Source organism: Anabaena catenula FACHB-362 (assembly GCF_014698735.1).
Lineage (GTDB): Bacteria > Cyanobacteriota > Cyanobacteriia > Cyanobacteriales > Nostocaceae > Anabaena > Anabaena variabilis_A.
In genome coordinates, this window is record NZ_JACJTQ010000003.1 from 13,868 (window position 1) to 35,289 (window position 21,422).

A 21,422-nucleotide genomic window follows, 5' to 3' on the forward strand; every position below is an offset into this window, starting at 1 on the left:
TTACAGGGTCATGAAAATTTTGCTTTCTGTTTTTTTTACACCTGTGGTTATGTTGTTGACTGCTGGGGATGTACTGGCAGTAATTATAACTAAGAATATCCAATATAAACAAGGTAATACCATTTTAGAAGGTTATTTAGCTTATGATGACGCTATCAAGGTAAAGCGTCCTGGGGTTTTAGTAGTTCATGATTGGACTGGCTTACAGTCTTTTACCAAAAAACAGACTGAGCAATTAGCCAAGCTGGGATATGTTGCTTTTGCAGCTGATATCTATGGCAAGGGTATAAGACCACAAAATCAACAGGAGTCGGGAACCCAAGCGACAATTTATCGCCAGGATAGAAAATTATTGCGTCAAAGAGCAACAGCTGGGTTACAAGTTCTACAAAACTATCGGTTAACTGACCCTAAACGTATCGCTGCTATTGGTTACTGCTTCGGTGGTGGCACAGTATTAGAATTAGCCCGTAGCGGTGCAAATATTCAGGGTGTAGTCAGTTTTCACGGCAACCTGGATACCCCTAACCCCAGTGATGCCAAAAATATTCAATCTAAGGTATTAGTTTTACATGGTGCTGATGATCCCTTTGTGCCTGAAGAGCAACTCAAAGGCTTTGAAAACGAAATGCGTCAGGCAAATGTGGACTGGCAATTAATCTCTTACGGTGGTGCAGTTCATTCTTTCACCAACCCTGAAGCCAAAAATGATCCCAAAGGCGCACTTTATAATCCAATTGCAGAACAACGTTCTTGGAAGGCTATGCGGCAGTTTTTTGCTGAAATCTTTCGCTAAAAATCTTTAAAACCCCAAATATAGACGTTGCTGAATTGAGGTATGAATTCGGTTGTAGAGACGTTTCCGGAAACGTCTCTACCAGGATTTTGGTATGAGATAAAATCATATTCATACATGGAATCAGCAACGCCAAAATATCTAAATACCCCATCAACCCGGTTTCCACAAGCAGCCGGGTTAGTTCCGTTATTGCAACTGGTAATAAGTAATATCAATTCACGTAGATTAAAACTACAGAATAATCTCCGCGTCTGTGCGTCTGTGCTGCTTGGTAGTGGTAGGGAATTTTGGATAAACTGGTCTAGTATTCAAGATTTGCAGTTTACCTATATAATAATTCTTGTGGAAGTATAAAAACCACAATATTTTAATCAATCTTACAAACTAAACATAACAGAAAAAAGGCTTAGTAAAAACTCATACAAGGATAAACAATAATGCAGAAAAATTTATCAGATTGTGAAAAAGTATTACTTAAAAACTTTGAAGTTCGCCAGTATCTGGTAAAAATGTCGGAAATTGTCAAAAAATATTTCCCAGACAATAACACCGAGGCGGAAATATGGTGTAGTAAAATGTTTGAAGGTTTTAAAATTTTAATACCTCAAGCAGATGGATTGATTGACGCAGTGCTGAATGTATGCTTTTGGCAACAATCCTCGGAAGATGGTAGTTTTAGCTTTACTGCCCCTTACAAGTTGGATCATATAGAGTTTCATTCCATATGGGACAAAGTATCTCAAGTAGATGCCTATTACAACTATTGTGGGAATTGGGTTTATAGCGGATGGGTTACAGAGGATAAAATAGCTCCTGATCAAGTAACCTCTCTTTGCGTAGAACTTTTTACTTTATTCAAAGACTTAACAATTACTTTATAGCGTTTCCTCATAGAGTAAAGTAAAAATTAATCTGCGTACTCTTCTCTTCTCCTGTCGGAGACGCTGCGCGAACGAGAAGCCACCCTACAGGTGTCTATATCTGCGGTAAAATCTTTCTTGCTGTGCTTCACGAATGTGGAAACGGCTATATAGGTGAGAGGATTGAAAGTGAGAACATCGGAAAGTTGTAGCAGATAAATCTTTCAGCCGATTGACAACAAGATAAAATTATTCCTGTGTTGAAGAATATATCCAGGTAGTGAAAAATAATTTTTCACTACAATTCACTAGTACACAGCGGAGTAAGTCAACCAACCATTAAAAATTATGGAAAAACTTTTTTAATCTGCTTTTTGGAATTTTCAATTTTTAATTTTTAATTCCCAGAAAGCGGTACTAGTAGTTATTTCGCAGACGACAACTGATAAATCGTAATTGGCTTATGTCTAACCTACCAGAACTTAACACAGAAACAATTTGGGCAATCATCAACGATACAATTGATGATGCTACCGTCAACCAATTAGTATGGTATCACTTAGGTTATCGCTACGACTCTGCAACTGAAAAATGGAACACCAGTCAAGTAGCACCAGCATGGCGAGATGAGTATTCAGAACCAATAGATTTTCTGGAGTCTCGCCCTGCAACCATGAAATTGACTCGTTCCATTCCCCAAGAAAACAAACAACTACTCAAAGAAAAACTAGGTTTCAAAGGTTACAAAATTGGTGAATTTGGACCACGACAAACTCGTAGGGCGACAGCGGCAAATTGGTTATTAAGTTATATGCTCATTACTACAGGAAAAATCGAGTAAGTAGGCGAAAAAAAATCAAACTATAGCAATCCGGTTTGATTAATGAAATTACTTGTAGAGACAGGGAATAGGGAATAGGGAATAGGGAAGAAGGGAGGTAGAAGTATACGGAGTTTGTAAGCGCAGGCTATGGCTAACGCCACGTTCCGCGCGAATGCCAACAAAAATCAAATAGGAGTCCTACATACAGCAGAATTCAGGAGTCAGGAGTCAGCACTTCTCTTCTCCTGTCGGAGACACTACGTGAACGAGACGCTTCGCGAACGACTACGCTCAGTGACCGGAGTCAGGAGTAAAACTGGCTTGGTGTCTAGGTTTCAATTTAGATTCTGTACCATATGGCTACGCCACGCAAGCTATCGGCTGACGCTCACGGCGAAGCCTCATTGATCTGCAATCTGCTGTATTAAGTAAAGTAACAAATGTTGAAATTGGCTCGTAGTTAGGTCTAAAGCACTCACTACAAAGCTTCAATTATTGACGTTGCTCCACTTAATTGCTAATAGCAGATATGAAGCAATAAATAAGATATTTTTGACTAAATATCTGCTGTTTGATTGATTTTTACAAATATTGAATATGGTATTAATAAATAACGGTTGATTGGTGATAGCTGCGTAGCTATACTTATTCTCTGGGAGACGCTATACCGTTTCACTTTAAGGTTGATACAAATGGAAAAACGCTCTTACGCGGAAGGAGATTCATTTATAGCTTTAATTAAGTGAATTGATACTACACTTTTCTTTATCTAGTGTTTCCCAGAGAGCATGAAAGTAGGCAATAGGCAACATATTTTCTCACATATCATTTCCGATTGCTATATGGCTTGAGCTTGTTTTTTTTATTAAAAATGTGTATAGTAATCGTTTACAGATTAAATAGCATTAAACAAATCAAGAGATTTGAGTCATGATCAACAAATTAATTAACACTAACATTAAAAGTTCTCACGTCTTATTAACTCCGAATGAAGTTAAGGCAAAATCACCTTTAACTAAGTCTGCTGAACAGACAATTTTGAAGTTTCGACAGGAAATAGAAAATATTCTAGATTTCCAAGATAGCCGGAAATTTATCGTAGTTGGGCCTTGTTCAATTCATGATCCAAAAGCGGCAATTGAATATGCTGAGAGGTTGAAAATTTTAGCAGAAAAGGTTCAAGATAAACTGCTGTTAATCATGCGTGTTTATTTTGAAAAACCCCGAACTACTGTAGGCTGGAAAGGATTAATTAATGATCCAGATATGGATGATTCTTTTCATGTTGAACATGGTATATTAATTGCCCGTAACTTGTTATTGAAAATTGCCGAATTAGGATTACCAACTGCTACAGAAGCGCTTGATCCTATTATCCCTCAATATATTAGTGAACTGGTTGCTTGGTCAGCAATTGGCGCACGCACAACTGAATCACAAACCCACAGAGAAATGGCTAGTGGTCTGTCTATGCCTGTAGGCTTTAAAAATGGTACTGATGGTAATATTCACGTAGCTTTAAATGCTTTAAAATCAGCTAAAGAACCACATAATTTCTTAGGAATTAATCAAAAAGGACAGGTGAGCGTATTTCAAACTAGAGGGAATGCTCATGGTCATGTAATTTTGCGTGGCGGAAGTCAGCCTAATTTTGATGTAGAAAATATCAGGCTAGTGGAAGAAGAATTAACAGCGGCAAATTTACCATCCAGAATCGTGATTGATTGTAGTCATGGGAATACAAATAAAGATTACAGATTACAACCTGTGGTCTTAGAAAATGTGATTCAGCAAATCGTGGATGGTAATACCTCCATAGTCGGGATGATGCTAGAGTCCAATTTATATGAAGGTAATCAACCGATTACTGGCAAACGCGAAGAATTACAATATGGAGTTTCAGTAACTGACAAATGTATTAATTGGGAAGAAACAGAAAAAATCATTTTGGCTGCTCACGCCAAACTGTAGTCAACGAAATATAGCAGAGACGCAGGTTAATTTCTCTGCGTACCTCTGCGATTTACTCAGCGTACCTCAGCGTTTAAAAATTACAAAATCGACCTAATTTCCTTCAAATAAACTCTGCTAAAAGCTTCCTCAACGCCCAAAGTGTAATCCTCAATTAACCCCTGTCGCTGAATAGAAACCTCCTTTTCTTTCTTAATCACGACAATAGAACCATCTAAGACATCTCTTACCAACATCATTTCAGTTTCAGTGGGATTATCTAAAACAACAATATTACTTCCTTGGTAAAACATTCCCTCTGGTTCCAGAATTGCTTCTGGGTATTCAGCAATGAGTAAGTCAAGTTTGGGATGACGCAACAAACTCTGGACATTGTGATTGTAATCTTGACTCAAGACTTTTTCGGAACGATTGACAAAAATGCCTTGACGACAAACAGCACCAATTGTCCATTCAGGATGCTGTAAAAGAATGTGATCAATTGTTACTTGCAAGTCAGTAAGGTTGATTTGATTAAAAGTAATAATTGGTATTCTGGCATCAATGCTAGATTGAAAAAAGGTTGCCAAAATATGAGCAGGGACATCAACACTACTACCCACTGCTGGGTTAAGGTGCATCAAAATCCCAGGTGCAGAATTAATTTCTAGAATAGCAAAGTTGCCAGATTTCCAAGATTCGGAAAGATTTTTAGCAATGATATCAATACCCAGACAAGTGAGCCGAAAATGTTGGGCGATATCTTGTGCCAAGATAATATTGTCATGGTGAATTGGGTTTGTAGCATTAATGCTCATTCCCCCAGCAGAGAGATTCGCCACTTTACGCAGATAAACAGTGCGATCGCTCTCAACAATACTATCCAATTCTAAACCCTGTTCCTCTAAAGACAATTCCATCGCTTCATCAATCTGGATCTTACTCATGGGAGAGGTTGGTGTATCCCTCCTTTCCTGTTTACGATTTTCTCGCCTGATTAATTCTTTAATAGTTGAGTCTCCATCACCCACAACCGATGCTGGGCGACGTTCTGTAGCGGCGACAAATTTACCATCAACGCACAGTAACCGAAAATCCGTACCTGATATGCTTTTCTCGACAATAATCCTGGTTGGCTGTTCATCTGGAATCGCTAACAACGCTCTATTATAAGCAGATTCCAACTCTCTAACATTTTGCACCTCAGCAGTAACACCAATTCCTTTGTGACCTACCACAGGCTTAACTGCAACTGGATAGCCAATCTCTTTCGCTACCGCCACAGCTTCTTTTTCGGAGTGGACGATATCACCTTTGGGAACTGGGAAACCCAAGTTTTGTAAAAAGTCTTTACAGTCATCTTTGCGGGTACTGAATTCTGAATCAAGATGGCTATCACAGTCAAAAGTCGTTGCGACTCCCCGCACCTGTTTTTTACCAAAGCCATATTGCATTAGTCCTTCTTCCCACAAGTAAAAAGCAGGAATACCCTGTTGGTATGCAGTTCGCAATAAAGCGTAAACAGTAGGACCCCCATAGACAGAGGCACGAAATGTATTTTGCAAACTTACTAATCTTTCATCGATTGAAAATTCCTCACCTTGAGTAATAGTTTCAAACCAATCCCAAACTAAGTAAACTACTGATCTAGTTGTCCGTTCATGAAGTGATTGAATGCTAATTCTGGCAAAATTGGGATATTGCTTGATGCTCCAAAGATGGAAGTGCAAACCCATGTCTAATTTACCCACTTCAGAGACGACATGAGCAAATAAATCAGCGTAGGAATTATAGGTTTGCTCTGCTAAGTGGGGATAGCGTTGGCGATGACCACTGGAGGTATCGCTAATAATTGAAACATACTCCTCAATTGCTAGGGGCTGTCGATATTCAGTCAAAGAAAAATCAAAAACTAGCGCCCCTGTATCTAAATAAGGATTTGGTCCAATATAATACTTTAAATTGAAAATATCGAAAACATCACTTCTTCTAGCATTGATGCGAATGACATCGGTGCTTTGCTGTTGAACCATTGATTATTAACCTTTAACTAAATACCCTGAATCTGATTTCTGATATCAATTCACTTCATTAAAGCTACAAATGAATCTCCGCATCAGAGCGTCTGTCTATTTGTATAAACCTTAAAGTGAAACAGTATGAGTTAAGTACCCCTGTAAAATTAATTGAACATTTGTTAATTCTGCATCCTAGATTAGCTCAGGCAAAGAGGCAAAAAAGACCTGTGAATAATTTAGACTAACTACTTATGTTTAGCCAAACTGATTAAGTATTAAGTCCGAATTCAATAACTCAGCATATCCCAATGATCTAAAATTTGCTCCTATCTCAGGACATAACTTCGACTGAATTACTGATTCCGTCGGAGACAGGTGAAGCTTGAGTGTGATCGCATTCAACGTCTTTTGGATAAAATAAATAAAAAATCTAACCTAGGAAAGGTGCAATATGTTCGCCAGATATCTATAACTCTAAAAGGGCGTTTAGGGTACAGTCAAGCATGAATAACACACAAGCTAGTCTGAGAGATGAAGTTCGGCAACTTGCGGAGGAAGCATTTCACAACAAGTTGATTTCAGGATATGGAGATGGACCGGATATCAATGAGTACCAAATTGTCTACCAAGGGAAACCCAGGCATATCTCACTTGCACAAGCACGTCTTTTCTTAATTGACTTACTTTATAGGAGTAGAGTTCAGTAGAGATTGAATAAGCTGCGAGAAATAATAGCATCCACCAACTATTTTGCAGAATGGAAAATTGCTATTGATTTATTAACGGTTATGACTAACAACTAAATACATTTTTATGGCTCTGCAATCTATCAAATGGATGATTCCTTACTTGTAATGTCATGTTTTAGTGAAAATAAATAACAAAAACAAGGAACCATCATGACTGACATTCATAGCAAAAGGCAGCTAGTAATTATTGGCGGAGCCGAAGAAAAAGATGGAGATACCCCAATCTTGCGTGAGTTTGTGCGCCGTTCTGGTGGGACAAAGGCACACATAGTAATTATGACGGCGGCAACAGAACTACCACGAGAAGCCGGAGAAAATTATATTAGAGTTTTTGAGCGTCTGGGAGCCGAACACGTTCGCATTCTTGATACAGAAACTCGTGAAGATGCATCTTCATCTACAGCATTAGAAGCAATTAGTAACGCCACAGGTGTATTTTTTACTGGCGGAGATCAAGCTCGCATCACCAGTATTCTCAAAGACACAGAAATTGATGCAGCGATTCACAAACGTTACTCTGAAGGCATAGTCATAGGTGGAACCAGTGCAGGTGCTGCTGTCATGCCAGATCAAATGATAGTCGAAGGTGATTCTCAGACTAATGCCCGGATTGAAGTGGTGGAAATGGGGCCTGGTCTTGGTTTTTTACCAGGGGTAGTGATTGATCAGCATTTTTCTCAGCGCGGACGGTTAGGACGCTTAATTTCTGCTTTAGTGCAACAGCCTGTGGCCTTGGGATTTGGCATTGATGAAAATACAGCTATGGTAGTAACTGATACCCAGATTGAAGTTATTGGCGAAGGTGCAGTTACGATTGTAGATGAATCAGAAGCTACGTATAATAATCTGGATCAAATTTTGAAGGATGAGCCTTTGGCAATTGTCGGCGCGAAGCTACATATTTTGCCACATGGATATAAATTTGACCTAAAAACACGTCAACCTATCATAGATCATCCCTCAGCGGCAAATGTGTCTGTACCAGTGGCTACAACCGGAAGCTAACTTTTTGGGAAATTAGAAATTATAGTTTCATTAGATCACAAAATTATTTGTTTAGGGAACTCCAAAAAATAAATTATCCAAGTTCTGCAATCAAAACGACCTTTCCTCCCCTTGCTCCCTGCAACAAATCCCTCCTGCCTCTTGGTTGACAAGGCGACAATGCTAATTCGCCGCACAGCTTAGAGGTTGTGATATCATGGGAGACTGCTGAAGACATTAGAAAAAATAGAAATTGAATTAATCATGGCTCTGACGCAACAGCGCAAACAAGAACTAATTTCTGGCTTCCAAGTTCACGAAACCGATACTGGTTCAGCCGATGTCCAAATCGCTATGTTAACTGACCGCATTAACCGCCTCAGTGAACACCTCCAAGCTAATAAAAAAGACCATTCTTCCCGTCGGGGTTTATTAAAGATGATTGGTCAACGTAAGCGCCTTCTATCCTATATCCAACAGGACAGTCGGGAAAAGTATCAAGCATTGATTGGTCGCCTTGGTATTCGTGGTTAGGAACTACTGCTTATGCCTGGTGAAGAATCAGAACGCAGTCGTTTACCCTTTGAGCCAAACAAAAAGCGTCAAAAACCCGCTAAAGCTACCGCTAAAACTCCTCCAAAAACTGCCCCTAAAACTAACAGTCAACCCATAGTCAAGTCACAAGAATCTAGTAAACAGCCGCAAAAGCCCCAAACCTTCACTAAAGAAGAAATGGCGATTCCTGAAGTCGTCAGCCAGCGGATGATTCGCCGAGTTGCTGCTTTTTGCGGTATACCCACAGCATTGGGTATTACCACTCTAGTTGTCAGCTATCTGCTGATCACATTTGCTGATATCCAACTTCCTCCTATTGCCGTGTTATTGGTGAACATGGGATTATTTGGTTTAGGGGTGCTGGGAATAACCTATGGTGTTCTTTCCGCTTCTTGGGATGAAGAAAGACCTGGAACTTTACTAGGATTGGGTGAGTTGGGCATTAATTGGGGACGGATGACCGAAGTTTGGCGCGAAACTCGAAACAAGAACGTCTGATCATTAGCGCTCAGGTATTTATATAGCAGGTGACAGGGAAGAGGTGACAGGTGACAGTCTGAAAAGTCTTTTGATCTCTAGGTTTTATAATCAGTTGGTGTCCTAACCGCCCTGTCTGTTGCTATATAACTGCGATATTGGGTAGATTTTTAAGCTTGAATGTTGAAGTTGAAATTTTATCTCTTCAACATCAATTTTCAAAAAATTATAATTTCTTATTTATACCCAATATTCAGAAAAAGTACTGGGCGCTACATTTTTTTTGATATTTGATCTGTTAATTAATAAGTATTAAATCCTAGGTAAGGTGATAGCTTTTTTCAGATGAAGCTGCATAGAATCAGATTTCCAGGACACCAACCGCAGATGTAGACTCGCTTTGGGTGGCTTCTTAAATAGTATAATTCTTTGCAACCTCACATTAAATCGCTATTACACCCCGATCTGTTTAAGATCAGAAACAATAAAAGTTACTCACATAGACAGGAATTTTAACATGATTGTTGTGATGAAAGTGGGTTCCCCACAGGAAGAGATAGACCGCCTGAGCGAGGAACTAAGTAGCTGGGGATTAACACCAGAAAAAATCATTGGACAGCATAAAGTAGTAATTGGTCTAGTCGGTGAGACAGCTAACTTAGACCCTTTACAAATTCAGGAAGCCAGTCCATGGATTGAGCAAGTGTTGCGGGTGGAAGTACCCTACAAACGAGTTAGCCGCCAATTCCGTCACGGTCAAGCTTCTGAGGTAGTGGTTAACACTCCTGATGGGGCTGTTGTGTTTAGCGAACATCATCCATTGGTGGTAGTCGCTGGGCCATGTTCGGTGGAAAATGAGGAAATGATTGTCGAGACAGCGCGGCGTGTAAAAGCTGCTGGGGCTAAGTTTTTACGTGGTGGTGCATACAAACCCCGAACTTCACCTTACGCTTTTCAAGGTCATGGTGAAAGTGCTTTGGAATTGTTGGCTAAAGCGCGGGAAGTGAGTGGACTCGGCATTATTACCGAAGTTATGGATACAGAAGACTTAGAGAAAATTGGGGAAGTTGCGGATGTGATTCAAGTCGGGGCGAGAAATATGCAAAATTTCTCGATGCTGAAAAAAGTTGGGGCGCAACCAAAACCAGTTCTTTTAAAACGAGGTATGGCGGCGACGATTGAAGACTGGTTAATGGCGGCTGAGTATATTTTGGCTGCGGGTAATCCTAATGTGATTTTGTGTGAACGGGGAATTAGAACTTTTGACCGTCAGTACACTCGCAATACTTTGGATTTGTCAGTTGTGCCTGTGTTGCGGAAACTGACCCATTTACCGATGATGATTGACCCTAGTCATGGTGTGGGTTGGTCTGAGTTTGTACCTTCTATGGCAATGGCGGCGATCGCAGCTGGTACCGATTCCCTGATGATAGAAGTTCATCCCAACCCCGCCAAAGCTTTATCTGATGGCCCCCAATCTTTAACACCAGACCGTTTTGATAAGTTGATGTCAGAATTGGCAGTCATTGGTAAAGCTGTGGGTCGTTGGCAACAACCGGCACCTGTAGCAGTATAAAACTATAGCAGGTGACAGGTGGCAGGTGACAGGGTTGAAAGAAAACTAATTCGTAATTTGTAACCATCATCCGAATTAAGTTGGCGGTAGCCTGCCGTAGGAATGATTACAAATTCGTATCACTAGCCAGACCGGAGGCATTATTACGAATAATATAGGAACTATAAATGATATCTGATAGCTTGCGTGGCGTAGCCATAAAATTTTAAGTCTCGTAGGGTGGGCATTGCCCACCGCAGCAATGGTTTGTAAGGCATAGCCCTACCTACGTATATTTCAAAAATCAAATATTATTCCTATATCAAGTCCGGCTAATTACTTATGAAAAAAAACTCTCCGCGTAAGAGCGTCTCACCATCTCCGCGTCAGTCCTAATGATAAGTCTTTAACCGGACACGATATTACCTTCTTCTGCTACCAAATCCAGAAGAACGGCGACTCGAAGAACGTCCACCACTACCAAAACCACTACCAGAATTGCGTCGAGTAGAGCTAGAGTTACCAGAAGGACGGAGGGTACTGCCACCAAAACCAGAACCAGTAGCTCTACCTGTAGTTGTGCGTGGTGTCGTGCGAGTAGAGTTTCCAGATGACCTTCTAATTGACCCTGTGGTGCGGAAAGCAGTGCGATTTCTTACGGCTGCGGGTGGTTGATTGTAGCGAGTACGGTAGCTGGAAACTGCTTGGTCATAAGTAGAACCATATCCACCATAGCCATTCATAATCCCACCTGACTGATAAACGGGAGGTACATAGTACTGAGGTCTAAATAATAGACTACCAATGGCTTGACCTGCCACGTTACCAGCCAAAGAAGCGGCAAAAGGTGTCCAGAAGTTAGATTCTTGACGAACAACAACTGTTTCTTTTTGTCCAGTTTGGGGATTAGTTTTGGTTTCAGTAACGTTATGGACGTACTCAATTTTAAAATCTTCTGTCAGGTATAAAGCTGGCTGTCCATTTTCTACCTTCAAGTAAGTTTTTTTACCCGCTTTGATTTCTTCATCTGTCAGCCGTGCCATTTGTAACTTTTCGGTGGCAAATGTTGGAGGCTGACTATTGAGTAAAAACAGCGTATACTCGCCATTACCATCGTTGTAGGTGGCTTGCTGTACTGGATACTGTCCATCACTTATTTTTGTGGGGGTAGCAGTTTGGCTCACATTGTTATTGGAAGATGTAGTTTCGTTTCCTCCCCCACAGGCGACAGTTGTCAAGCACAAACTCAAGGCTAGAAAAACGACTGTAAATTTACGTGCTATGGTCATGATCATTGTGTGATTTTCCTAAAGTGATCGATGCGGGTGGTAATTATAGACTAACTAACAAATTACAAAGGAATCAATTCCGGAAAATACTGCAACAACTGATCGTTAGTCAGTTCGTCACCTAACTGGGCTGGTGAAAAATGCACTTGGATGGCTCGGAGTTTATGTTTGTAGTGCAGATTGATTAAAGCTTTAAAGCCTTCCTTCAGCGCCTGGATGTTAGAAAGATCTGCTTCTAATTCTGGTACTTCTCCTTCATAAGCCACTGTCAGCATGACTACTACGTTGCGGGTGACAGGGATAGATAAAGGTTCATCGAAACGGGAAGCTGTACTAAAATCTGGTTCACTGAGATATCTTTGGGCGGAGTCAGTAAATAATTCATTGACATAATCTCCCGCTTCGCCTTCACTCCAAAATACATCGCCTTCATTAGCGGCTGAAGTCCAGTATTCATCATATTGGAGTAGGCTTTGACAGATTGAGACTAATTCTTCTCCCAAAACTTCCAAATCACCATCAGCATCAATTGCTGCTCGTGCAGCGCGATTGAGGACACCCAATATCGGCGCTACTTCGCCCCCGTTTAAATGCAGGAATAGACGACAGACGACATAGCGTGTTTTACCCATCATCCGATTAAAGCCATCGCGCATTGTTTGACTCCCACAATGTATTATTTATACTAATTTAGCCTGAAGATTATAGAATCCATGAATGCATCTGTATTTATCTGCGTTTATCTGAAAACAGGTATTACTGGATTATCGACTCATGAAATAAAATCCTTGCACAAAATCTAAGGTCATCTTGAGTGAAGGCATAATATATTCTGATTCAATTGATATATCATCAACAGAACTACTCATCGGACGATTCATCAATCGTTTGCCAAAGTTAGGATGATCATAAATAGTTAAAGATTGAGCGTTAGAATTTGTTAATATTGTTTGGGTTGGGGCTTTAAAAAATCTTAATTTTGCTGCTACTTCTAGATTTTTTTTCGTCTGTTTAATTGTCTTCGATTTATTCAGAGCTTCCTCTACCAGGAAGATTATTTTTTTGACAAGTTGTGGTGATTTGAAACTTTGGTTAGTCATCGTTTCTTTACGAATCATCTCTACCATTGTGTAGATATTTTTTTGGGTAGCGGCGGCATCTTTAAAGGGAAGAATAGCCATAAAAGCTGTTGGTAATAAAGCTTCGTCGCTATCGACTCGAAAGGTAAAAATAGTTCTACGGCTTCCGTTTTCTACACTGGGTATTTGTATCAATCCCGCATATTCTTGAGCAATTTGGTAATAAGTCCCAGCGAGAACAAAGTTGGCTTCGTGTTCTAAAGGTAAGTCAACAATAATACGAATTGTCGGCGGAGTAGCATTAAAAAAGTCCCGTGATTCTTCCTCATTAAAATTTTGAATGATGGTGCGATCGCCTGTAGGAGAAAGGTCAACCCAGTCGCATTTGATGCCTTCAATTTTTAAACCAAAACGGGGAGTAGCGTAAAGTTTTGTGCCAGTTAATGTAGCTCCAGTTAAGTCCGCACCAATCCATTCGACTTTAATTAATTTTGTCTGAGTTAAGTTAGCGTGTACTAAACTTGCATTGGTTAAATTGGCATTACTCAAATCTGCTCCAGTTAAGTTGGCTCCACTCAGTTTGGCATTGCTCAAATCTGCCCAAATTAGATTTGCTCCTCTCAAATCTGCCCAACGAAGATTTGCCCCACTTAAGTCTGCTCCACTAAGATTGGCCATGCAAAGTTGGGATTGTCTCAACTCACTGTCACGTAAATTTGCCCCACTGAGATCGGAAGAAGTCAAATCAGTGGCGTTTAAATTAGCCATTTCTAAGTTGGCTTCCCGCAAACAAGAGCCTCTTAAATTGGCTTCGCTCAAGTTAGCGTGACGGAGATTGGCCTGACGCAGTGTAGCTTCTCGTAAATCGGCACTGTTGAGGTTAGCTTCACTCATGTCAGCGCGAGTGAAATCAGTGCGAATTAACTCAGCGCGAACTAAGGAAGCGTGACGGAGTTGAGTGCGACTAAAATCTGCTCTAATCAAATTAGCGACATTGAGACTGGAGTTGTTAAGAATTGCCCCAGCCAGATTTGCGCCACTGAGTCTGGCTACATTCAGCTTGGCATAACTCAAATTAGCTTCGGAGAGATTGATTCCACTGAGATTAGCTACGCTGAGATTAGCTTGGCTGAGATTGACACCATTAAGTTTAGTGCCGCTCAAGTTGACTTCAGCTAGTTCAGCGCCACTAAAATCTAAGACTCCCGTTGCATATTTTTCTAGTAATTCCTCTATAGTCATGAACCTACCTCTCAGATGCCAACTTTAATAGTTGGTAAAGTTATGCAGAGAATATGTAAAAGTTTAGTTGTCAATTGAAAAAATGAAAATTGGTATTTTAGGACTGGGACTGATAGGCGGCTCTTTGGGTTTTGATTTACAGTCGCAAGGACATCATGTTTTAGGAGTTAGCCGTCGTGAATCAACCTGTAAAAAAGCTGTTGATTTGGGAAGTGTGAATGAAGCCTCAGTTGACTTGAGCCTGTTGGCATCAGCCGATGTTGTATTTATTTGCACCCCTATAGGACTTATTGTGCCTCAAGTTGAACAGCTAATTGCTCATTTACCTGCGACTACTATCGTGACTGATGTAGGTTCAGTAAAAACACCAATTGTAGAGGCGATTGCCCCCATTTGGGAAAATTTTATTGGTGGTCATCCAATGGCTGGAAATACGGATGTAGGCATAGAAGCTGCACAGCGAAATTTGTTTGTTAATCGTCCTTATGTACTCACACCTGTAGCGACAACGCCAATTAGTGCCATTACAGTATTAGAGGAAATTGTGCGATCGCTTGGTTCTATTATCTATCATTGTCAGCCAGAAAAACACGACCGTGCGGTTAGTTGGATTTCTCATTTACCTGTGATGGTTAGTGCCTCCTTGATAGCTGCTTGTTTGAGTGAAACAGACCTAGAAATTGCCCACCTTGCTCAAAATCTTGCTAGTTCAGGTTTTCGAGATACCAGCCGTGTTGGTGGTGGGAATCCAGAATTAGGGGTGATGATGGCACAATATAATCGTCAAGCCTTGCTACACTCACTACATCAGTATCGTCAAAACCTCGACGAATTTATTTACCTGATTGAACAAGAAAAGTGGGAACAGCTAAACGAACAAATGAATTTAAATCAACAGACTCGACCTAAGTTTGTTAAAGATTAATAATATAGCGTTTTCTAGTCAGTTGAGGTACAAATTTATCGCAGAAGGGAACAGCGAATAGGGAAGTTTTAACAGTTTTTCCTATTTCCTGTTCCCAAGCCGTGGGAGTAAGACCGTTTTATAGCAGGAGTCAGGAGTCAGGAGTCAGGAGTCAGGAGTAAAACCCTCTTGTAGTGAGAGTTTCATTATCAATTGATGTCCTAACCACCCTGTCCACGGCTATACTTTCAGGTTGATACAAATGGACAGATGCGGAAGGGGACGCACAGACGCGGAGATTCATTTTAGCTTTAATTAAGTGAATTGATATAACTTGTTGAGGCTTTTAACTATTAACAAATTTGTTTATAACTCATATCATGTTCGCTTAATTACTTATTTAAAAAGTCACTGCGTCCCCCCTTCACCGCGCGGTTCCCTAACTATAAGTCTTTAACCGAACACGATATCAGTGGGGATTAAAACAGCTAATCTCGCCACAAAGCAATACCACCTAATAACCCGGTGATATTGGGAATGAGTTTCACGTTTAAGGGCAAATTCATATTCACTCGCACAGCTTCACCGCCGCCGATGTAAAGACAGTCATAGTTAAACAGACTTTGCAAAGATGCGATCGCTTTTTGTAACCGCCGATTCCATTTTTTATCCCCAATTTTTTCCAAGGCTGCACGTCCTAGCTGTTCTTCATAAGTCTTCCCTTGACGAAACAGATGATGTCCCATCTCCATATTTGGCACTAACTTACCATCAACAAACAAAGCGGAACCAAAACCAGTCCCCAGGGTAATCACCAATTCCACGCCTTTACCTGCAATTGCACCTAGTCCTTGCATATCTGCATCATTAATTACCTTCACTGGTTTATTTAGTCGCTCAGATAGTGCTGTTGCTAAATCAAACCCAATCCAATTTTGATCTAGGTTGGCGGCTGTTTCCGTGACTCCACAACGCACAACACCGGGAAAACCAACGGAAACTCGATGATACTCACCTTGAGATGAGGCTAACGTGGCAATGGCATTAATTACTACTTCTGGTGTCGCGGGTTGGGGTGTTTCTAACCGCGCCCTTTCTGTTAATGGTTTACCTGTAATATCCAAAACCATGACTTTGACACCACTACCGCCAATATCCACCGACAGGGTGCGAATTGATCCGTTATCTTCAAGCATTGGTTTTCTATCTCCTGCTGCAACTTCTTTGGTTATTATGCGCTGCTAAATTCTCGTCAGCAGCAGATTTTTTGAGAGTCTTCAGCTTTGCTTGCAGTTAGAAATCTCTATCGCCACCCTAATCTAGATTTGCTAGTGTAGGAATAGCGCGAAGATGGGTGATACTGGCTCTCTATTATTAAAATTCCTTTCAGAGAAAGCATTATGACGGCGTTTGAATCTAACAGCCTGCGTTCTTATAGCCAAGAAGAGGTGCAGCAAATTCTGCAATTAGCGATCGCTCGTCAAACTGACGATTTTGATCAAGAATTTTCATATCAGCAGATCCTAGAAATTGCTGCTGAGTTACAAATATCACCTGATTTGGTCAAAGTTGCAGAACAGGACTGGTTAGGACAAAAAAGTGAAGTCCAACAGCGCCAAGCTTTTGAGGTTTACCGCTGGGGTAAATTTAAAAAACGTCTTGGTAATTATACCATTGTCAACGGTTTTTTGCTGCTGATGGACTTGATTGGGGGCAATACTCTTTCTTGGTCACTTTATATTTTACTATTTTGCGGTTTAGCCATAGGACTTGATATCTGGAATACTTTTCAAACTAAAGGGGAAGAATACGAAGTTGCTTTCCAAAAATGGAATCGTAAGCATCAAATCAAACAGACTATCAATACAGTCTTGAATAAGTGGTTTAAAACATGGCAAGCTTAATTACCCAATGTACTAGTACCGCTTTCTCGGAATTAAAAATTAATAATTAAAAATTAAAAAAGCAGATTTAACAGGCTTTTCAGGTATTTTTAATGGTTGGTTAACTTACGCCGTGTTGTACTAGTAGTCTGTCAAATAAATTTTGACGGATAGAGTAATGAACCGCGTATCCCTTACGGGACCGTAGGGATAGACGCAAAGAGCGCGTTCGCGTTAGCGTTGCGTAGCAAAGGAAGAAGGAAGAAGGAAGAAGAAAAATTGAAAGATTTATTTACCCGTCAATTAGCTCTTGACAGACTACTAGTTATTGGTTGTAATTAATGAAATGAATGGGTAATTTTCGGGAATTTTGATAACTTGTTAATTTAATACATAAATTTAGTAACTTATTTTACAAATAAACAGAGATAATCTGTGATTAGATAAAGATATATTTACCGAATAGCTAATTGCCGATTTGATAGCAAAATATACATCAAATCATAGTGGCATTTTGACCAGTTTTTAATTTTTGAATATTATATAATCTGAAAATAATCAGAAAATAAATAATTAATTATATAGCTCTAGTAATTTTCCCATATTCAGGAAAACAGAGTACGATTACGGATTATTTATCATGCATTCACGCATCTCAGATCATGATTTGCTGCTTAAATCCAGATTGTTCAAATCCCCAAAATCCAGAGGGAAATCAGCTTTGTCAAACTTGTAAAACTCCCCTAGTACCACTTTTGAGAAATCGCTTCCGTGTCATTCGGGTGCTTTCAGATGAAGGGGGATTTGGTAGAACCTATCTATCAGAAGATACAGATAAATTAAATGACTACTGTGTAGTTAAACAATTAGCACCAAAATTCCAAGGAACTTGGTCACAAAAGAAAGCAATGGAGTTGTTTAGTGAAGAAGCAAAGCGACTTCGTGAACTTGGAGAACATCCACAAATTCCCACTCTATTAGCTTACTTTGAGCAAGATAACTGTTTGTATTTAGTTCAGCAATTTATTGATGGACATAATTTATTAACAGAGTTGCAATTAAGAAAGACCTATAGAGATTGGGATATTCAATCTATTTTGCTGGATTTGTTGCCGATTATCCAGTTTATTCATGAGCGGGGAGTTATTCATCGAGATATCAAGCCAGAAAATATTATTCGCAGGAAAAGTGATGGAAGATTAATTTTAATTGATTTTGGTTCTTCTAAACAATTAACAGCCAAAGGTCAAAAAAAGCATGGGACTTCAATTGGTTCACATGGTTATTCTTCCATTGAACAAATTAGAGATGGAAAAGCTTATCCCGCTAGTGATTTATTTAGTTTAGGGGCTACTTGCTTTCATTTATTAACAGGAATTTCTCCTTTCCAATTGTGGATGGAACATGGATACAGTTGGGTAAAAACTTGGCAGAATTATTTGCGAACTCCTGTGAGTAATGAAGTAGCACAAGCTATAGATAAGCTGTTACAAATAGATATTAAGAATCGCTACCAATCAGCTAATGAAGTTATCAGAGATTTGAGTAAACAGTATACACATATATTACCACCAGCTAGTAATTCATTTGTCCAATTACCAAAAAATTATTCAACTACTTATCCAAAAAAATATATTTTACTGAGAAATGTACTTTTGGTAGCTGGAGTGATTTTATCTTTGGGGTTGGGAGAATCTGGTTATAGACATTTTCGCCAGTTAAAAACTGGTCTTTCCTCTAGTTTCAGTCCACCACCAATTAGTACAGTCAAGAGTGATGCTATTGTCCATCAGTCTCAAGAGGAATCTTTGGGGAAAATGTCTTTGGTGAAAACTCTCCCAGGAGAGGAAGATTTGGTTTTGTCTGTGGCGATTAGTCCAGATGGTAAGATTATTGCTAGTAGTGGTGATTGCACGAAGGGCTGCGAGGACAAAAATAGCATCATTAATTTATGGGATCTTAGCACAGATCAGGAAATTACAGCCCTGAAAGGACACACAAAAAAGGTAAATGTGGTAGCTATTAGCCCTGATGGTAAAAGTTTGATTAGTGGTAGTGATGATTCCACAATTAAAGTTTGGAATTTAAGTACGAAAAAGCTGATTCATACTTTAATAAGTCATGCTGACGCAGTTCATGCTTTGGCGATTAGCGCTGATGGAAAAACTTTAGTGAGTGCTAGTGATGATAAAACAATTAAAGTTTGGAATTTAGCAGAGGGAAAGCTAATTCGTACTTTTAAAGGTCATTCTTACTGGGTGCGAACTGTAGCGATGAGTCCTAATGGTGTCACCTTAGCCAGTGGTAGTTTTGACAAGACTATTAAACTCTGGAATATTGCTCAAGAAAAGCCAATTCGTACAATTACACCAAATTTACAAACGGTGACTACTGTCGCTTTTAGCCCTGATGGTAAAATTCTAGCAAGTGTTAGCCGCGATAGCTACGCTCACCCCAAGTATCGCAAAATTAAACTGTGGAATATCGAAACTGGGACGGAAATTCCTACTCTGATGGGACAAGATAATAATGTGACGACTATTGCTTTTAGCCCAGATGGTAAGATTTTAGCTAGTGCTAACCGCGATAGCACGATTAAATTATGGGATGTGTCCACAGGTAAGGAAATTAGCACCTTACAGGGAGATACTAGTACAGTCACATCTTTGGCTTTTAATGCTGATGGTAAGACTTTGGTTAGTGGTGGGGAAGATAACAAAATTAAGATTTGGCGGTTGTCTGAGTAGGCTGATATTCCTGGTTTTTCAGCGAATAAGGGGATATTTTTGGAGTTTAAGGGCGATCGCTTTCCCAATCATCAATCACTTTTTGTAAATACCACTCTTCCGACATCCCCGGATACACAAATTTCTTTTGCTGAATCAGTCTTTGGGCGATTTCCCAATATCCCCCCACTAGACGTAACAGTTTTTGACGTAATAGATTATATGTGGTTTTGTTTGTTTCTGGGACAAATGACTGGATTTTTTGCAGGCTATTTAATACTTGGCGGTAATTTTCCCAGTCTTCTTGTTCACAAAATATACTGGCTGCTTTTTGATAATCTGCGATCGCTTTTGACATTTCTTCTAAAAAGGTGTAAGCCAGTCCGCGATTGTAGTAAGCTTGTGGATCATGGGGATTAATTTGTAAGGCTTGAGCGTAGTCTTGAATAGCAGCCAGATAGTTACCCATTGATCGATAAACATTACCTCTAGCAATATAGACTAAACCATTTTCTGGTTCTATCTTGATTGCTTGGTTAAAATCCAATAACGCCCCTTGATGATCTCCTAACTGCGAACGAGCCTTTCCCCGGTTGCGATAGACAATAGCAGCTTGAAAATTTAGTTGTAGTGCTTGATTAAAATCTGCGATCGCTTCTCGATAATTTCCCATTTTACAACGCACCACCCCACGACAGCAATAAGCTTGTGCATCTTGGGAATCAGCTTTTAAGATCCAATTTAAATCAGCAATTGCTTCTCCTGTGTCTCCCTTTTCCGCCTTATCTAATAATTGCGTGAAATAATCTTTAGTGGATATGACAGGAGTCGGTTTAGAACTGGGTGGATTTACGGTAGTGTGTTCTTTAGGTTGTATTTGTTTAATCTTCTCCAAACAGAGACGACAATTTTCTGCATCCTTTTGTTCTAGATATAATTCGGCGGCTTTTTTAAAATTAGCGATCGCATCTTGAATATATCCTTGTTTGCGTCGTACTATCCCCCGCAAATCATAACCAGCTGCAAAATTAAGATTCAGCTGAATCGCTTTTTCCACATCTTCTAAACAACCAGGTAGATTTTTCAGCGTTAACCTGGCTAAAGCGCGACAATAATAAGCTTGGAAACTTTTGTTATCTAGTTTGATAGCTTCGGTATAATCAGAAACAGCTTGGAGAATTGCACCTGAATCATAATATGCTAAACCCCGTTTTACGTAAGCGGCGCTAAAATAAGGATCTACCTGTATGGCTTGGTTAAATTCTGCAATCGCACCAGCATAATCTTTTTGTTGAGCTTTTTCTAATCCCCGATTGTAAAATTGCTCATTCATAATCTTTTATTCTTAACAAGACTTTTATAGCATTTCCTAGTCTAATGAAGTACTAAATTATCTGCGTTTATCTGCGTTCATCTGCGTTTAATTATTACTGCTTGTACCTCACTTGAATGGGAATTGCTATATAGCGTTTCCTAATCACATGAGGTACATCATAGCCCCCTACCCCGCAAGCGAGCGATCAGGGGGT

19 protein-coding genes are annotated in these 21,422 nt (G+C 39.8%); 13 read left to right on the plus strand and 6 right to left on the minus strand.

The annotated features are described in order from the left end of the window. The first annotated feature begins 10 nt into the window (after positions 1-10). The 5 genes from H6G68_RS03350 (at position 11) to H6G68_RS03370 (ending at position 4,453) form a co-directional block, all read left to right on the plus strand. Positions 11-796: a dienelactone hydrolase family protein gene (locus tag H6G68_RS03350; protein WP_190905347.1), complete on the plus strand. Its 786-nt coding sequence runs from the start codon at positions 11-13 to the stop codon at positions 794-796. Between the two features lie 42 nt (positions 797-838). Further along, positions 839-1,153: a hypothetical protein gene (locus H6G68_RS03355; protein ID WP_190905348.1), complete on the plus strand. Its 315-nt coding sequence runs from the start codon at positions 839-841 to the stop codon at positions 1,151-1,153. A gap of 83 nt (positions 1,154-1,236) precedes the next feature. Further along, positions 1,237-1,680 carry a hypothetical protein gene (locus H6G68_RS03360; protein ID WP_190905349.1) on the plus strand — a complete coding sequence of 148 codons (444 nt, stop codon included), beginning with the start codon at positions 1,237-1,239 and terminating at the stop codon, positions 1,678-1,680. A gap of 442 nt (positions 1,681-2,122) precedes the next feature. Then, a complete protein-coding gene (locus tag H6G68_RS03365) occupies positions 2,123-2,500 on the plus strand; it encodes a DUF1823 family protein (protein WP_127055391.1) in 378 nt (125 codons plus the stop codon). Between the two features lie 912 nt (positions 2,501-3,412). Then, positions 3,413-4,453 carry a 3-deoxy-7-phosphoheptulonate synthase gene (locus H6G68_RS03370; RefSeq protein WP_127055390.1) on the plus strand — a complete coding sequence of 347 codons (1,041 nt, stop codon included), beginning with the start codon at positions 3,413-3,415 and terminating at the stop codon, positions 4,451-4,453. Between the two features lie 80 nt (positions 4,454-4,533). On the opposite strand, the gene H6G68_RS03375 is transcribed toward H6G68_RS03370, so the two are convergent. Beyond that, the gene (locus tag H6G68_RS03375) at positions 4,534-6,465 is read right to left on the minus strand and encodes an ATP-binding protein (RefSeq protein ID WP_190905350.1); all 1,932 of its coding nucleotides are present in this window, start codon (positions 6,463-6,465) and stop codon (positions 4,534-4,536) included. A gap of 488 nt (positions 6,466-6,953) precedes the next feature. Here H6G68_RS03375 and H6G68_RS03380 point away from each other — a divergent pair, with 488 nt between their 5' ends. The 5 genes from H6G68_RS03380 (at position 6,954) to aroF (ending at position 10,791) form a co-directional block, all read left to right on the plus strand. After that, positions 6,954-7,157, plus strand: a complete 204-nt coding sequence (locus tag H6G68_RS03380; RefSeq protein ID WP_190711213.1) for a hypothetical protein — start codon at positions 6,954-6,956, stop codon at positions 7,155-7,157. A gap of 192 nt (positions 7,158-7,349) precedes the next feature. After that, positions 7,350-8,204, plus strand: coding sequence for a cyanophycinase (locus H6G68_RS03385; RefSeq protein WP_190905351.1), 855 nt, complete (start codon positions 7,350-7,352; stop codon positions 8,202-8,204). Between the two features lie 243 nt (positions 8,205-8,447). Further along, complete coding sequence (rpsO, locus tag H6G68_RS03390; RefSeq protein ID WP_190905352.1) at positions 8,448-8,717, plus strand: 30S ribosomal protein S15; 270 nt, start codon at positions 8,448-8,450, stop codon at positions 8,715-8,717. A 12-nt stretch (positions 8,718-8,729) separates the two neighbouring features. Next, positions 8,730-9,236, plus strand: a complete 507-nt coding sequence (locus H6G68_RS03395; protein ID WP_190905353.1) for a PAM68 family protein — start codon at positions 8,730-8,732, stop codon at positions 9,234-9,236. A gap of 496 nt (positions 9,237-9,732) precedes the next feature. Continuing rightward, the gene (gene aroF / locus H6G68_RS03400; RefSeq protein ID WP_190905354.1) at positions 9,733-10,791 is read left to right on the plus strand and encodes a 3-deoxy-7-phosphoheptulonate synthase; all 1,059 of its coding nucleotides are present in this window, start codon (positions 9,733-9,735) and stop codon (positions 10,789-10,791) included. A 401-nt stretch (positions 10,792-11,192) separates the two neighbouring features. Here the strand turns inward: aroF and H6G68_RS03405 are convergent, their stop codons facing one another. The 3 genes from H6G68_RS03405 to H6G68_RS03415 form a co-directional block, all read right to left on the minus strand. Then, positions 11,193-12,065 carry a hypothetical protein gene (locus tag H6G68_RS03405; protein WP_190905355.1) on the minus strand — a complete coding sequence of 291 codons (873 nt, stop codon included), beginning with the start codon at positions 12,063-12,065 and terminating at the stop codon, positions 11,193-11,195. Positions 12,066-12,121: 56 nt separating this feature from the next. Next, positions 12,122-12,715, minus strand: a complete 594-nt coding sequence (locus tag H6G68_RS03410; RefSeq protein ID WP_190905356.1) for a DUF1517 domain-containing protein — start codon at positions 12,713-12,715, stop codon at positions 12,122-12,124. Between the two features lie 108 nt (positions 12,716-12,823). Then, entirely contained in the window at positions 12,824-14,380 is a 1,557-nt protein-coding gene (locus H6G68_RS03415) for a pentapeptide repeat-containing protein (RefSeq protein ID WP_190905357.1), read from the minus strand. Between the two features lie 82 nt (positions 14,381-14,462). Here H6G68_RS03415 and H6G68_RS03420 point away from each other — a divergent pair, with 82 nt between their 5' ends. Next, positions 14,463-15,305, plus strand: coding sequence for a prephenate/arogenate dehydrogenase (locus tag H6G68_RS03420; protein ID WP_190905358.1), 843 nt, complete (start codon positions 14,463-14,465; stop codon positions 15,303-15,305). 467 nt (positions 15,306-15,772) lie between these two features. Here H6G68_RS03420 and H6G68_RS03425 read toward each other — a convergent pair whose 3' ends face one another. Continuing rightward, positions 15,773-16,480 carry an ROK family protein gene (locus H6G68_RS03425; protein ID WP_190905359.1) on the minus strand — a complete coding sequence of 236 codons (708 nt, stop codon included), beginning with the start codon at positions 16,478-16,480 and terminating at the stop codon, positions 15,773-15,775. Positions 16,481-16,684: 204 nt separating this feature from the next. On the opposite strand from H6G68_RS03425, the gene H6G68_RS03430 reads away from it, so the two are divergent. Then, on the plus strand, positions 16,685-17,188 hold the full coding sequence (locus H6G68_RS03430) for a 2TM domain-containing protein (RefSeq protein WP_190905360.1): 504 nt from the start codon (positions 16,685-16,687) through the stop codon (positions 17,186-17,188). A gap of 641 nt (positions 17,189-17,829) precedes the next feature. Next, positions 17,830-19,914, plus strand: a complete 2,085-nt coding sequence (locus H6G68_RS03435; RefSeq protein WP_190905361.1) for a serine/threonine-protein kinase — start codon at positions 17,830-17,832, stop codon at positions 19,912-19,914. A 46-nt stretch (positions 19,915-19,960) separates the two neighbouring features. Here the strand turns inward: H6G68_RS03435 and H6G68_RS03440 are convergent, their stop codons facing one another. Further along, positions 19,961-21,226, minus strand: a complete 1,266-nt coding sequence (locus tag H6G68_RS03440) for a tetratricopeptide repeat protein (RefSeq protein WP_190905362.1) — start codon at positions 21,224-21,226, stop codon at positions 19,961-19,963. Positions 21,227-21,422 lie beyond the last annotated feature (196 nt).

Bases quoted from the DNA above. Each gene is read 5' to 3' on its own strand.
- H6G68_RS03350 (WP_190905347.1), top strand. From the start codon at position 11: ATGAAAATTTTGCTTTCTGTTTTTTTTACACCTGTGGTTATGTTGTTG.
- H6G68_RS03355 (WP_190905348.1), top strand. From the start codon at position 839: ATGAATTCGGTTGTAGAGACGTTTCCGGAAACGTCTCTACCAGGATTT.
- H6G68_RS03360 (WP_190905349.1), top strand. From the start codon at position 1,237: ATGCAGAAAAATTTATCAGATTGTGAAAAAGTATTACTTAAAAACTTT.
- H6G68_RS03365 (WP_127055391.1), top strand. From the start codon at position 2,123: ATGTCTAACCTACCAGAACTTAACACAGAAACAATTTGGGCAATCATC.
- H6G68_RS03370 (WP_127055390.1), top strand. From the start codon at position 3,413: ATGATCAACAAATTAATTAACACTAACATTAAAAGTTCTCACGTCTTA.
- H6G68_RS03375 (WP_190905350.1), bottom strand. From the start codon at position 6,465: ATGGTTCAACAGCAAAGCACCGATGTCATTCGCATCAATGCTAGAAGA.
- H6G68_RS03380 (WP_190711213.1), top strand. From the start codon at position 6,954: ATGAATAACACACAAGCTAGTCTGAGAGATGAAGTTCGGCAACTTGCG.
- H6G68_RS03385 (WP_190905351.1), top strand. From the start codon at position 7,350: ATGACTGACATTCATAGCAAAAGGCAGCTAGTAATTATTGGCGGAGCC.
- rpsO (WP_190905352.1), top strand. From the start codon at position 8,448: ATGGCTCTGACGCAACAGCGCAAACAAGAACTAATTTCTGGCTTCCAA.
- H6G68_RS03395 (WP_190905353.1), top strand. From the start codon at position 8,730: ATGCCTGGTGAAGAATCAGAACGCAGTCGTTTACCCTTTGAGCCAAAC.
- aroF (WP_190905354.1), top strand. From the start codon at position 9,733: ATGATTGTTGTGATGAAAGTGGGTTCCCCACAGGAAGAGATAGACCGC.
- H6G68_RS03405 (WP_190905355.1), bottom strand. From the start codon at position 12,065: ATGATCATGACCATAGCACGTAAATTTACAGTCGTTTTTCTAGCCTTG.
- H6G68_RS03410 (WP_190905356.1), bottom strand. From the start codon at position 12,715: ATGCGCGATGGCTTTAATCGGATGATGGGTAAAACACGCTATGTCGTC.
- H6G68_RS03415 (WP_190905357.1), bottom strand. From the start codon at position 14,380: ATGACTATAGAGGAATTACTAGAAAAATATGCAACGGGAGTCTTAGAT.
- H6G68_RS03420 (WP_190905358.1), top strand. From the start codon at position 14,463: ATGAAAATTGGTATTTTAGGACTGGGACTGATAGGCGGCTCTTTGGGT.
- H6G68_RS03425 (WP_190905359.1), bottom strand. From the start codon at position 16,480: ATGCTTGAAGATAACGGATCAATTCGCACCCTGTCGGTGGATATTGGC.
- H6G68_RS03430 (WP_190905360.1), top strand. From the start codon at position 16,685: ATGACGGCGTTTGAATCTAACAGCCTGCGTTCTTATAGCCAAGAAGAG.
- H6G68_RS03435 (WP_190905361.1), top strand. From the start codon at position 17,830: ATGATTTGCTGCTTAAATCCAGATTGTTCAAATCCCCAAAATCCAGAG.
- H6G68_RS03440 (WP_190905362.1), bottom strand. From the start codon at position 21,226: ATGAATGAGCAATTTTACAATCGGGGATTAGAAAAAGCTCAACAAAAA.